Annotated in this window: 13 protein-coding genes; 10 read left to right on the forward strand and 3 right to left on the reverse strand. The window is 43.8% G+C overall.

Annotated features, from left to right (window positions below):
- The first annotated feature begins 2 nt into the window (after nucleotides 1-2).
- From pyk to pssA, 6 genes are all read left to right on the forward strand, one after another.
- Nucleotides 3-1,442, forward strand: a complete 1,440-nt coding sequence (gene pyk / locus Q4A14_RS00055) for a pyruvate kinase (protein WP_303169004.1) — start codon at nucleotides 3-5, stop codon at nucleotides 1,440-1,442.
- Nucleotides 1,435-2,088, forward strand: coding sequence for an O-methyltransferase (locus tag Q4A14_RS00060; protein WP_303169005.1), 654 nt, complete (start codon nucleotides 1,435-1,437; stop codon nucleotides 2,086-2,088). Before pyk ends, Q4A14_RS00060 begins: the two co-directional genes overlap by 8 nt.
- Before the next feature lie 12 nt (nucleotides 2,089-2,100).
- A complete protein-coding gene (rbfA, locus tag Q4A14_RS00065) occupies nucleotides 2,101-2,472 on the forward strand; it encodes a 30S ribosome-binding factor RbfA (protein ID WP_303169006.1) in 372 nt (123 codons plus the stop codon).
- Between the two features lie 24 nt (nucleotides 2,473-2,496).
- The gene (locus Q4A14_RS00070; protein ID WP_303169007.1) at nucleotides 2,497-3,732 is read left to right on the forward strand and encodes an ABC transporter permease; all 1,236 of its coding nucleotides are present in this window, start codon (nucleotides 2,497-2,499) and stop codon (nucleotides 3,730-3,732) included.
- Between the two features lie 130 nt (nucleotides 3,733-3,862).
- The gene (locus tag Q4A14_RS00075) at nucleotides 3,863-4,552 is read left to right on the forward strand and encodes a phosphatidylserine decarboxylase family protein (protein ID WP_303169008.1); all 690 of its coding nucleotides are present in this window, start codon (nucleotides 3,863-3,865) and stop codon (nucleotides 4,550-4,552) included.
- 13 nt (nucleotides 4,553-4,565) lie between these two features.
- Nucleotides 4,566-5,279 (forward strand): CDP-diacylglycerol--serine O-phosphatidyltransferase, encoded by a 714-nt coding sequence (gene pssA, locus Q4A14_RS00080; protein ID WP_303169010.1) that lies wholly within the window; start codon nucleotides 4,566-4,568, stop codon nucleotides 5,277-5,279.
- Here the strand turns inward: pssA and Q4A14_RS00085 are convergent, their stop codons facing one another.
- Together Q4A14_RS00085 and Q4A14_RS00090 are read right to left on the reverse strand one after the other, a co-directional pair.
- Entirely contained in the window at nucleotides 5,280-5,864 is a 585-nt protein-coding gene (locus Q4A14_RS00085; protein ID WP_303169012.1) for a histidine phosphatase family protein, read from the reverse strand.
- 27 nt (nucleotides 5,865-5,891) lie between these two features.
- Nucleotides 5,892-7,076, reverse strand: a complete 1,185-nt coding sequence (locus Q4A14_RS00090) for a diphthine--ammonia ligase (RefSeq protein ID WP_303169014.1) — start codon at nucleotides 7,074-7,076, stop codon at nucleotides 5,892-5,894.
- Between the two features lie 207 nt (nucleotides 7,077-7,283).
- On the opposite strand from Q4A14_RS00090, the gene Q4A14_RS00095 reads away from it, so the two are divergent.
- From Q4A14_RS00095 to fabD, 4 genes are all read left to right on the forward strand, one after another.
- Nucleotides 7,284-7,892 (forward strand): MarC family protein, encoded by a 609-nt coding sequence (locus Q4A14_RS00095; protein WP_303169015.1) that lies wholly within the window; start codon nucleotides 7,284-7,286, stop codon nucleotides 7,890-7,892.
- Nucleotides 7,893-8,296: 404 nt separating this feature from the next.
- Nucleotides 8,297-9,238: a ribose-phosphate pyrophosphokinase gene (locus Q4A14_RS00100; protein WP_303169017.1), complete on the forward strand. Its 942-nt coding sequence runs from the start codon at nucleotides 8,297-8,299 to the stop codon at nucleotides 9,236-9,238.
- A 24-nt stretch (nucleotides 9,239-9,262) separates the two neighbouring features.
- Nucleotides 9,263-10,366 carry an A/G-specific adenine glycosylase gene (gene mutY / locus Q4A14_RS00105; RefSeq protein ID WP_303169018.1) on the forward strand — a complete coding sequence of 368 codons (1,104 nt, stop codon included), beginning with the start codon at nucleotides 9,263-9,265 and terminating at the stop codon, nucleotides 10,364-10,366.
- Between the two features lie 61 nt (nucleotides 10,367-10,427).
- Nucleotides 10,428-11,309 (forward strand): ACP S-malonyltransferase, encoded by an 882-nt coding sequence (gene fabD, locus Q4A14_RS00110; protein ID WP_303169020.1) that lies wholly within the window; start codon nucleotides 10,428-10,430, stop codon nucleotides 11,307-11,309.
- 75 nt (nucleotides 11,310-11,384) lie between these two features.
- Here fabD and uvrB read toward each other — a convergent pair whose 3' ends face one another.
- A complete protein-coding gene (uvrB, locus tag Q4A14_RS00115; protein ID WP_303169021.1) occupies nucleotides 11,385-13,415 on the reverse strand; it encodes an excinuclease ABC subunit UvrB in 2,031 nt (676 codons plus the stop codon).
- Nucleotide 13,416 lies beyond the last annotated feature (1 nt).

Genomic DNA, 13,416 nt, shown 5'->3' on the forward strand with positions numbered 1-13,416 from the left:
CTATGAATAAGTTTACTAAAATAGTTGCCACCATATCAGACCTTAAATGTGATATTCCCTTCTTAAAAAGTTTGGTCGATGAGGGGGTAAATGTTGTCAGGCTCAACTCAGCCCACATGTCCAAAGAAGGATTTGACAAAGTTATCGGCAATATCCGTACGGTAAGCAGATCTGTTGCTGTTTTGATGGATACAAAAGGGCCTGAGATACGGACAACAACATGTGACGCACCCCTACAACTGACCACAGGGATGCACATTGATCTTGTTGCAGAACCAAGCATCAAGACAACAGTAGAGCAAATATCGGTAAACTATACAGGTTTTGTCCAAGATGTTCCCGTCGGAGCAAGTATACTTTTTGATGACGGTGAGATCGAGTTAGTGGTTCTAGCTAACGAAGGAGACAGACTGAAATGTGGAGTGCTTAATGACGGTGTGCTTGGGGCTCGCAAAAGTGTCAATGTCCCCGGAGTTAAAATAAATCTCCCATCTCTTACAGAAAGGGACAAGGCTACTATACAGTATTGCATCGAAAATGATGTTGAGTTTATAGCTCACTCTTTTGTCAGAAATAAGCAAGATGTATTAGACATACAAGCCATATTAGATGAGCATAAAAGCCCTATCAAGATAATTGCAAAGATTGAAAACCAAGAGGGAGTAAACAATATCGATGAGATTATTGACGTTGCCTATGGTATCATGGTCGCTCGTGGAGACCTGGGCATAGAGATTCCTCTCGAAAAAATACCGGCCATCCAGAGTATGATCATCGAGAAATGTGTTCTCAGGAAGACCCCCGTCATAGTGGCAACACAAATGTTACACACGATGATCAGTTCACCTCGTCCCACACGAGCAGAGGTGTCAGATGTTGCCAATGCTATCGTACTACGTACCGATGCTGTTATGCTCAGTGGAGAGACAGCCTATGGTAAATATCCTGTTGAAGCCGTTCGAACAATGAAGCGCATCATCACTGAAGCGGAATCGCATAGGGTGTATAGAGCTCGTATCAAGCCCGATAACTCTACCATAGACGTCACAGCATATCTTGCCAACCAAGCTGTCAAGAGTATAGAAAAGCTAGGGGTCAAAGCAATCATTACCGATAGTTACTCAGGACGAACAGCACGCAATCTCTCGGCATACAGAGGTGCGGCTCCGATATACGCAATATGCTATAACGAAAGAGTCATGAGAGAGTTGGCCCTTTCCTATGGTGTATGGACAGTATATCAGGAAAAAGGGAAAAGTAAAAGAGACTACTACATACGGGCTCTCAAAACTCTTATGAAAAACGATCTGATCAGCAGAGATGATATGGTAGCATATATAGGAGGTAGCCTACAAGACAGCCTGGGGACTAATATGCTCGAACTCAACAAGGTGAAAGAAGCTATAGACTTCTTTGACAGCAAAAATTCTCAAGATGATTGAAGATCACCGCCGACGATTACTTTTGGAAAAGTATGTCAAAACGCACTCTGATCCAGAGCCGGAGACATTGGCAAAATTAGCAAGAAAAGCTAACCTTAGACTAGTGAGTCCAAGGATGATGTCCGGACATATACAAGGAAGACTGCTGAAAATGTTTGTGAGGATGCAGAGACCTCACAAAGTTTTAGAGTTGGGGACCTATTCGGCTTATGCCACAGCATGTATAGCAGAAGCCCTTCCTCAAGATGCATCCATCACCACAATAGAGATTTTTGATGAGTTGAAACCATTTATATCGGAAGCAATAAAAACATTAGAAATCTCAAAAAAAGTACACTCCCTCATAGGCAATGCCCTTGAAATCATACCAAAGCTTCCGATTGAAGAGTATGACATGATCTATATTGATGCCAATAAGCGTCACTATGTTGAATATATTGAGCTTTTGGAAGAACGATTACCTGTTGGGGCAGTGGTGATTGCAGACAATACACTTTGGGATGGCAAGGTCGTGGATCCCAACGAACAGGATGAACAAACCGTAGCTATCCGAAAATTTAATGACAGAATGGCCAAATCTTCAAGGTTTGAAAAAGTCATCTTACCCATCAGAGATGGACTCACAATCATGTATAAAATAGAATAACTTATTTTTCATATGGATTCACTAAGAACAACAAAAATATCACGTCTTCTTCAGAAAGAACTCGGAGAATTATTCCGTTTGGAAACCCAAAAGATGAGAGGTCTTATGATCTCTGTCACTGAGGTGAGAGTATCTCCTGACCTCAGCATTGCAAGGGTTTACCTAAGTATCTTTCCTGAAGACAATGCTAAAAACGTCATCAAGGCAATTCAAGAACGATCGGCAACAGTTAGATTTGATCTTGGTAAGCAAGTTGGTTCTCAACTCAGGAAGATACCCGAGCTGATCTTTCATCTCGACACCTCAATATCATACGCCGAGCGCATCGATGAACTCCTTCGTCAGAACCCAACCTCACCGGTGACCGACAACGAGAAGGAATAATAGACTCTCCGGCCCCTTATCCTGATGAAGAATGATCTGAAGATTGCAGGACTCATCGCCAGCAGGTATTTTTTCTCACGAAAAAGTACTCATGCTGTCAATATCATTGCGGCCGTTGCCGTGATGGGCATTGCCGTAGTCACAGCTGCCATGGTATGCATTCTATCAATCTTCAATGGATTTGAAAGCTTCATCACCTCACAATTTTCCACAATCTCTCCGGAGTACCGTATCATCCACCGAGACGGCAAGGCCTTCAAAAGAGAAGATTGTACAAGCCTATCATCTTTCCAAGAAACGACAAAAGGCAAGTTTGCGTGTGTTTTTGAAGCTCCTGCAATAGCCAACTATGGGACAAATCATACTATTGCCAATCTATTGGGAGTTGACTCGATCTATTTTGAGATGCATCCCGTATCATCCCTTCTGGTGGATGGAGAAGTTGGTGTGGGTACAGCAGAACTACCTCTGGCAATGGTAGAATTAGGCATTGCAGCCCGATTAGGAGCCGGAGTGGGATTTATGGAGCCTCTTGAGGTTGTTGTTTCCAAAAGGGAAGGACGCATATCCCTGACTATGCCCCATCGGAGTTTTAACAGACAGAAGATGGCTGTAACCGGAGTCTTTCAGACAGACCAACCAGAGTACGAAAACTTAGTAATCCTTCCTTTATCTATTACCCAAGAATTATTGGAGTACTCTCCTGAAATGATCACAAGTATATTTATGGGTAATATTCAGGATAAGGCTCTGCTAAAACAACTTGAAACCGAAATACCGGACTATCTCCTACTCCAAAACAAAGTACAACAGCACCCTGATATCTATAAAGTGCTCAAAGTAGAAAAATGGATATCCTTTGCCTTGCTCGTATTTGTGCTTATCCTCTCACTATTTAGTGTGATAAGTACACTCGGTATGCTTATAATTGAGAAAAAAGAAGATAGTAAAACCCTTAGTATCTTAGGTGCTAGAGCTTCGACCTTGGACAAAATCATAGTTATCAAAGGCTGGTTACTATCTATCACAGGGCTTACTATTGGGTTATCAGTCGGCTTGCTATTGAGCTATTTACAAGAGACTTTGGGGTTCATCAAATTGGAACAAACCTCAAGTGGAGTGTTTGTTTTGGAGGCTTATCCGGTCTCTGTAGTTTGGACAGACATCCTCTATATCATTATTGTCATACTGTTTATCGGTTGGATAAGTAGTACCATAGCTCATAAAATATTCAATAAAAAGGTGTCTTTCAACCAATAGTGAAGTATAAACTCACTTTGAAAATATAAGAATCACTACACTTTGAGACAAGTAAACGTAGGATTACAAGTAAATCAGTACCTTTGTGAATCAGAATAAAATATTGCAACTATAAATCAAGAACTCATAAATGAAACTATACAGGAAACGTAAGGTCAAGTTACATAGCGAAGGCACAGGATTTCTTATTGGAGTGCTTGTGCTCTTCTTTTTCACAGATGTATACCTGTACTATGCCTTAGACTCGAAACTCGCCTTCTATATAGTACTTCCTATCACTTTGATACTATTTGGCTTAGTGGTCAACTTCTTCCGTTCTCCACTACGACGCTTTCCATTTGATCCCAAAGGCAAAGTCATCGCCTCTGCGGACGGTACGATAGTCGCCATAGAAGAAGTCTATGAGCCTGAGATCCTCCAAAAGGATTGTATCATGATATCAATATTCATGAGTGTTTTCAACGTTCATGCCAATTGGTTTCCTGTAGATGGAATAGTTAAATATGTGAGGCATCACGAAGGGCGCTTTATGGCCGCTTATCTACCCAAAAGCAGCGTGGAGAATGAACGTTCGACAGTGGTGATTCGAACTATGGACAAGCATGACATCCTCGTGCGCCAAGTTGCCGGTGCTGTCGCAAAACGCATTGTGACATACCCTAAAGAGGGAGAGGAGTGCTTTATAGACGATCATATGGGCTTCATTAAGTTTGGTTCAAGAGTGGATATATACATACCTCTTGACAGCGAGATCCTCGTACAGTTGGATGACAAAGTTGTGGGAAATCAAACGGTTCTCGCACGCCTCTCGGATGCCTAAGGGATTCTAAATAATGAAAATAAGACAGCACATCCCCAATCTACTCAGCCTCTCAAACGCAACAAGTGGTACCATAGCTACTTACTTTGCGGCTAATGGTTTTTTAGTCTATGCCATGATTTGTATGGCGGTAGGCCTCGTAGCAGACTTTCTTGACGGCTTCATGGCTCGTAAGCTCAATGCGTTTTCTCCTCTTGGAAAAGATCTTGACTCCCTTGCTGATGCTATATCATTCGGGGTTGCTCCGGCTACTATGATGACAATAGCCTTACAGAGAATTGGGTTTATTTTCCCTTGGCTTGCTTTCTTGATAGTCCCTGCATCAGTTTATAGATTAGCAAAGTTCAACCATGATGAGAGACAGTCTACCTCATTCATAGGCCTACCTACACCCGCTAACGCCTTATTTTGGGCAAGTTTGGCATATTGGATATCAGGTCATATAGAATTGATAGAAGGACTGCCAAGGATGATAGCATACAAAGTTTATGCCCTATGGCCCCTACTTATCATACTCATGTCTTGGCTATTGATCAGCGAAGTCTCTATGTTTTCTCTTAAAGGAGGACGCCCTACCTGGAAAAAAGACAAAGGACTTTTTATAGTTCTCGGGATTGCAGTTGTCAGTCTACTCCTAATGGGACTATCTGCATTTGTACCGACCATTGGAGCTTACGTCCTTATCAATGTGATAGCACACTTACGCTCAAAAGCTCCTAAAGGATAATCACACCATAACGTGGGATGCGTCATTGAACAAGCGTTCATGCCATCTCTCTTCCTCCGTTGAATACTCAAAAACTGATACGGAAGTATTGAGTATATCAGGGACGTCCCAGACCTGAGAAAGCGGCCAACCACGCAAGATTGCAACAAGTACACGTATGGTAAAGCCGTGGCTGATGAGTAATACTCGTTCCTCTGTACATCCATATTTCAAGATCAACTCATCAAGGATCGATCGCAGCCTGCCGGCCATGGCTTCGACACTCTCTGTCTCGGGAGGGAATTGAGCTTCATCATAGGTAGGAGGAAATGGCTTGCCTTGCATCGATCCAAAGAAACGCTCCCTCAAACGAGTATCAAAAACAGGTTCAAAGCGACCGTTAAGTTCCGATATTCGTGCACAAGTATCCGCCGCCCTCTTGAGGTCGCTTGTGTAACAGAGGTCAATCTGCTCATCCTTCAGTCTCAAAGCCACCTGAGAAGCCTCCCAAAGCCCCCTTTCAGATAGTTGCCCTTGCCTCTGTCCCTGACAGATACGAAACGTGTTCTCGATCGTCTCGGCATGGCGCACTATAATTATCTGCATATATCCCGACTATATACTGAAAAACACTTAGCACTCTATACCCTTACGACTTCTGATCCCTCTGTCAAAGGGGTGTTTGACCTTATTGATCTCAGAAACGTAATCCGCGATTTCCATAAGTCCGGGTGTAGCCCCTCTACCCGTCATGACAAGCTCTGTATCTTTAGGCTTACTCTTGACAAATTCTATCAAAGTTTGCTCCGGCAAAAATCCGTCCCTCACTGATATTAATATCTCATCCATAATGAGTAGATGAGGCTGTGTCACCTTCAATTTTTCAGATAAAAATGGCAGAGCTTCTTCCAGTTCAATCATCTGAACTTCAGGATCTATGCGTCTATCCAAACCCGGATGCCCTTTAGCAAAATGAAAGACCTCAGCACCCAACCTCCGCAGGCTGTCGATCTCGCTATTTTGATACTTTTCAGGTCGTTTGTGAAAAGAGCAGTACAAAACCCTCAATCCACTTCCAAGAGCTCTTGTAGCAAGTCCCACTGCAGATGTTGTCTTCCCTTTTCCGGTTCCGGTATAGATATGTACCAGCCCCGTCTCCACCTGACTGAGGTATGGAGGAGCCGTGATAGGCAAGATCCGATGCTTCTTCTCCTCACATGTCTCTCCACCTACATATCGAGCAGGACGTCTAAACAGAGGACCATCAAAAACATAAGAATGGTACTCTCCATGCTCACCACAAAGGTCAACATCCGGCAAAGTAGAAAAGTCACGGACAAACTCTTCGTCAATAACTCTTCCGAGAAAGCACATAGGCATCAGGTCACTTCGCATCGCAACCACGAGAGTCTTGAAACCGGAGGCGACAAACTCGTTGATGATCGTTGAGGTATCCATTCCCCACAATGGAAAGAGAGGTGTCACTCCCATCTCTCCACAGACGCGTTCAACCCACACCTTGTGCTCCTCAAGATATATGTCGCCAAAGATTCCGGTATCGACACCTTTCGCCTTGAGTGTAGCCAATGCCTCCTTGAACGCAGCCTCATACCCACTCTCTCCGACTTCCTTTATAATAAGGGGCAAGCTCATGGCTTCGGCTTGTTCGATGATGACATCTTCAGCAAATCCATGAGCCGAGCTCTTGCGCTTCATATGCAACAGCGCATGCACAGAGGACTCCGGATTGGATCGAAGATACTTATATGTGGCAAACATGCAATCTTTGCCACCACTCCAAGAAACGAAAACTGTCATATTTTATAATAAGTATTTACTCTATACTTGTAATCTGCCAACAAAAATAACTAATTATCGTCACCGCATCAAACGCCTGACAATCACACTCCGACGGAGCTGCATACGTTAAATGAAGAAATTAAGAAGTAAATCTTTTTTTAGCTAACTTTGTTCCCGAATAAGAAACACCAAATAAATACTCCGAAATCAAAACAAAAAACTGCTATGACAGAATTATTACAAAGTGTTAATTTTACAGAGATTTCAAGCGTCTTCATCGTGCTATTCGCCGTGATAGACATCATCGGAGCGATTCCGATCATCATCAATCTGCAAGATAAAGGACAAAAGATCGAACCATTCAAGACGTTTCTCTACTCTGCTATCATCCTGATCTCATTTCTATTTCTCGGGCAAGCACTTTTAGGTCTACTTCACGTGGATCTTCAGTCGTTTGCAGCGGCCGGTGCCATCATACTTTTTGTACTTGCGATAGAGATGATATTCGGAGTTGTAGCATTCAAGGATGACAGCCCCTCAGGCTCGGCGACACTCGTGCCTCTCGTCTTTCCTCTCATTGCCGGTGCAGCATCATTCACTACACTTCTGTCATTCAGAGCCCAATATCACGTCGTGAATATCATCATTGCAACGATACTCAACCTCCTGATCGTCTACTTTGTCCTTCGCCATGTGAGCTGGGTAGAGAAGTTAGTCGGTAAAGGTGGAGTCTACGTGATGCGTAAATTTTTCGGGATCATCCTTCTTGCAATGGCAGTAAAACTCTTTACCGAAAATATATCTCACCTCATAAATACTATAAAGGTCAACTAAACAACAGAACTTTCCATCCGATATGATCAAAGACAGCTCCGGTGCGCAATCGGAGCTGTCTTTTTATTTTCAGTGAGAACTGAGATAGCACTCTTGTGTGAGGGGCAAAAAAAGTTGCCTATATCGATTTGTCAAGTTAGACAACTGTCGATCGACAGTTGTCTAACTTGATCTCGGACCTTCTACAACCATTTACGGTCTCTGCATAAAATCATCTATGCATGTTTGTTATCTTCTAACTTGTCTAAAACTCATTTTTGTCCTCTTCAGAAAGTATAGAAGTTCAAAATTCCCTCAGTTTTTTGGAGACTATATCGATTTAGTTTGGTATTTTTGCAGTGTATTAACCAAAAGGCAAAAACTTGGCATAATAACCCCATTGAATCCCATAATAATACATCCAGATGATGCAACAGAATAATTTTCTTGTCTTTGCAGGCACCAAGAGCCAGTACCTTACAGAAGAAATATGTAAATACCTTGATTGCCCTCTCGGCAAGATGAAAGTTGATAGATTTGCGGATGGGGAGTTTGCAGTCTACTATGAGGAGTCCATACGTGGAAAGGACGTATATTTGGTACAGTCTACTTTCCCAACTGCGGACAATCTCCTCGAGCTCCTGCTGATGGTCGATGCTGCCAAACGTGCAAGTGCTCACTATATCGTGGCAGTGATTCCTTATTTTGGTTGGGCTCGTCAAGATCGTAAAGATAAACCCCGTGTATCTATCGGAGCAAAGCTCATAGCAGATATGTTGTATGCGGCAGGGATATCAAGACTGATCACGATGGACCTCCATGCTGATCAGATCCAAGGATTTTTTGATGTACCGGTCGATCACCTTTATGCGTCAAGCGTGTTTACAGAATACATCAAGGACAATCTCAATCTTGAAAACCTTGTCATAGCGACACCGGACGTAGGTGGTACCAAAAGAGCCAACTCTTATGCAAAGTTTTTTGGAGTACCGATGGTTATCTGCCACAAATCCAGACTCAAAGCCAATGTCGTAGACGAGATGAGAATCATCGGGGATGTTGAGGGCAAAGATGTGCTTCTCATCGACGACATCGTAGATACAGCAGGTACAATCACCAAGGCGGCAAACCTTATGATGGAGAACGGTGCTAAGTCCGTAAGGGCTATTGCAAGTCATGCCGTGATGAGTGACCCGGCAACATCTCGCATCGAACAGTCCGCGCTTACAGAAATGATCTTTACCAACTCTATCCCTTATCATGGAGGAGGAAAGAATGTACGCATCCTTTCTGTCGCACAGATGTTTGCAGAGGCTATACGCAGAGTAAGCTCACATGAGTCCATCAGCCTACTCTACAACTTGTAATCGACTCCTGCTCAAAACAAAACATTGAAATCTGACAACAATATAATAGGTCATCACTCCGACATCTTGGATAGAGGAGTGGTGACTTATTTTCGTAAAGCTCTTGTCAAGTGGTACACTGACAACGGTCGAAAACTACCTTGGCGAAGTACGAATGATCCATACAAAATATGGATATCTGAGGTAATCCTTCAGCAGACCCAAGTCATCCAGGGCTTGGACTACTACAAAAGATTTATCGAGAAGTACCCGACCGTAACGGATCTTGCTGAGAGTGAAGAAAGCGAGCTATTACTGATATGGCAGGGACTTGGCTACTATTCCCGAGCCCATAATCTACATCAGGCAGCAAAAAGTATTGTAGCTGAACATAATGGCCTCTTTCCAAGAGAGAAGGAAGATGTTGCCAAACTGAAAGGCATAGGGCCATATACCCTCGCAGCAATCATGTCCATTGCCTATGGTGACCCTCTTGCGGTCGTGGATGGAAATGTATATAGAGTACTAAGTCGCGTTTTGGACTTGGATATTCCCATAGATACGACAACGGGACAAAAGGTTTTCAGAGAACTTGCTCAGAGTTTCCTGGATACGGAGACACCGGGCATCTACAACCAAGGCATCATGGATCTTGGGGCCATGATATGCAGTCCCAAATCTCCAAAGTGTGAAAAATGTCCGGTACAGGAAGTCTGCAAATGTGCTTTTTCCAAAAATATAGAGTACCGCCCCGTGAAAGCCAAACGAGTAGCTGTAAAAAAGCAATATTTGGACTTTCTATTTGTCATTCAAGGAGATAATTTCTGGGCTGAGAGACGAGGTAAACAGTCGATATGGAAAGGGCTGTATCAGTTTCCGCTGCATCTATCGGAGACAAGCCACAAAGACACGTCCGTACTCCTCAAGGATCTATCTCTCACAGATAAAAACTTCAGGACAATGGAAGTATATAATACGACGCACAGGCTGACCCACAGACTGTTGAATATCAGAATCCATGTCGTACATGCTCCACATGATGTCTATCCAAATGACAAAGAGATGGTATTACTACCGATAAACAGGCATTCTGAATATGCTTTCCCAAAACCGCTGAGGGAATTCTTGGACAAACACTTGGTATCATAGTTAGTTTTTGTATCTTTGGACGAATTAACGCAAAAAATCACTATTAAAATTTGATTATACTATGAATGTATTCGTTTTTCCGGGGCAGGGCTCACAGTTTGTAGGGATGGGAAAGGACCTCTATGACTCATCTGATGAGGCTCGCCAACTCTTCGAGTCTGCTAATGAAGTCCTCGGCTTCAGGATTACAGATATAATGTTCAATGGGACAGACGAAGATCTCAAGCAGACAAAAGTAACCCAACCAGCGGTCTTTATACACTCATATATCAGCGCTAAAGTAAGGACATCGGGGCTCCAACCTGATATGGTGGCAGGACACTCATTGGGAGAGTTCACAGCCCTTGCATTGGCTGAAGTTTTGTCATTTGAAGATGCTTTGAGACTTGTATCTCAACGCGCTCAAGCGATGCAAAAGTCTTGCGAAGAAGCTCCATCAACAATGGCGGCAATCCTCGGACTTGATGACGATGTCATCTCAGATATCTGCTCAAAGATAGAGGGAGAAATTGTAATACCGGCCAACTTCAACTGTCCGGGTCAGGTCGTTATCTCCGGATCTGTAAAAGGGGTAGAAATGGCTTGCGCTGCAGCAAAAGAAGCCGGAGCAAAGAGAGCTTTGCCTTTGAGCGTAAGCGGTGCCTTTCACAGTCCTTTCATGGAATCGGCAAGAGGACAGCTTGCAGAAGCAATTGCCAACACTCATTTCAATAATGCAAAGTGTCCGGTCTATCAAAATGTAGATGCTAAGCCATATACGGATGCAGAGTCAATCAGAACAAACTTGGTGAAACAGCTCACTGCACCGGTCCTTTGGACACAGACTGTACACAATATGGTTGCCGATGGTGCTACCTATTTTGCTGAATATGGTCCCGGGAAAGTACTACAAGGTTTGATCAAGAAAATTGAACCAGCCGTAACTGCAGAGTCCGGTCTATAAAGACACAACAAGAAATAAAAAGATAGGGTTGCCCAAATCATGATTTGGGCAACCCTATTTGGTTTATTTTAAATATCAGGCACTCTGCTCATCAACTTTCGCCTGAAGTTCCAATAAGCGATCCCGATACTGAGCAGCGGAGATGAAATCGAGATCCTTGGAGGCTTGTAGCATAGCAGCTCTTGTCTTCTCTATCATAACTTCCAAGCTATCTGTAGAATGATATTGCGGACGAGCTTCAGCAGCGATGCGAGTCTTCTTACCTGAAAAATCGTACTTTTGTTCGGACTTCGGAGTTCCTCCGGTGAGTTCAAGAATAGAAGCACTCTTCTTCACAACCTGTTTAGGTACTATGCCGTGCTGAGCATTGTATGCCAACTGTTTTTCTCTGCGTCTCGCAGTCTCTTCCATCGTAAGCCTCATACTCTCGGTGACTGTATCTGCGTAGAAAATTACCAAACCGTTCAGGTTACGAGCAGCACGTCCTGCGGTCTGTGTGAGAGAACGGTGAGAACGTAAAAAGCCTTCCTTGTCTGCATCCAATATGGCAACGAGCGATACCTCCGGTAGATCAAGGCCCTCGCGCAAAAGATTCACGCCAATGAGGACATCAAACTCCCCTGCCCTAAGCCCTTCCATAATTTCAACTCTACGCAAGGTATCCACATCGCTATGGATATATTCGCAACGGATGCCATTGTCACTGAGGTAATCCGATAGCTCTTCTGCCATACGCTTGGTCAAGGTTGTGACAAGCACCCTCTCATCTCTTTCGATGCGGAGATGTATCTCCTCTTGGAGATCATCGATCTGAAATGCTGTGGGACGAACTTCAATAATAGGATCAGGAAGCCCGGTGGGTCGGATTATCTGTTCGACAATAACACCTTCACTTTGTTGAAGCTCATACTCCGCCGGTGTGGCACTGACAAATATTGTTTTGTCGACAAGAGATTCAAATTCGTCAAAACGCAAGGGTCTATTATCCACCGCAGCAGGCAATCTGAATCCATAGTCGACAAGACTCATCTTGCGAGAACGGTCGCCACCATACATCCCGTGTATCTGAGGAACAGTAACGTGACTCTCATCGATAACAAGAAGAAAATCGGACGGGAAATAGTCAAGAAGGCAGTAAGGCCGGTCTCCTGGTGCTCTACCGTCAAAGTATCTCGAGTAGTTCTCTATACCGGAACAGTAACCCAACTCTCTTATCATCTCCATGTCGTTGGTGACACGCTCATACAATCTCACAGACTCCGCAGATCGTCCCATACTCTCGAAAAAGGTCACTTGTTTTTCCAGATCCGCTTCTATCTGATCGAGAGCTATTGCTATTTGCTCTTTGGTAGTTACGAAAAGGTTGGCCGGGTAGATATTAACCTTATCTTGCCTACCGAGCTCTTCCATCGTCATTGGATTGAAGCTCGTAATACGTTCAACCTCATCACCCCATAATTCGATCCGATAGGCAATACCGTCGTACCCTTCGACAGCAGGAAAGATATCTATCGTATCCCCTTTGGAGCGAAAAGAGCCCGGTCGAAAATCATCCTTATTATGAATATAATAAGCATCTACGAGTGCCCTTAAAAGCACATCTCGTTCTATGACATCTCCCTCTTTGACAGATACCATCTTGAAACTATAGGCCGAAGGATTTGCCATACCATAGATGCAAGAGACAGAGGAGACAATGATGACGTCATTGCGCCCGGATAGGAGCGATGCCGTCGCCTTGAGTCTAAGTTTTTCAATCTCGGCATTGATAGCCATATCCTTCTCGATATAGATATCAGAAGATGCAAGGTAGGCCTCCGGCTGGTAGTAATCGTAGTACGATACAAAATACTCCACAGCATTGTGAGGGAAGAATGTCTTGAACTCCCCGTAAAGCTGTGCGGCCAAAGTCTTATTGTGGCTAAGGATGAGAGTTGGAAGTCCCAACTCTTTGATCACATTGGCAACCGTAAAGGTCTTACCCGACCCCGTTACACCAAGCAAAGTCTGCTTATGCGCTCCGGAACGAATGCCCGTAACAATACCATCGATGGCTTGAGGCTGATCGCCCGTGGGTTTGAATGGGGATACAATCTGATATTGCATA

It is taken from the genome of Porphyromonas sp. (assembly GCF_030529325.1).
GTDB lineage: Bacteria > Bacteroidota > Bacteroidia > Bacteroidales > Porphyromonadaceae > Porphyromonas_A.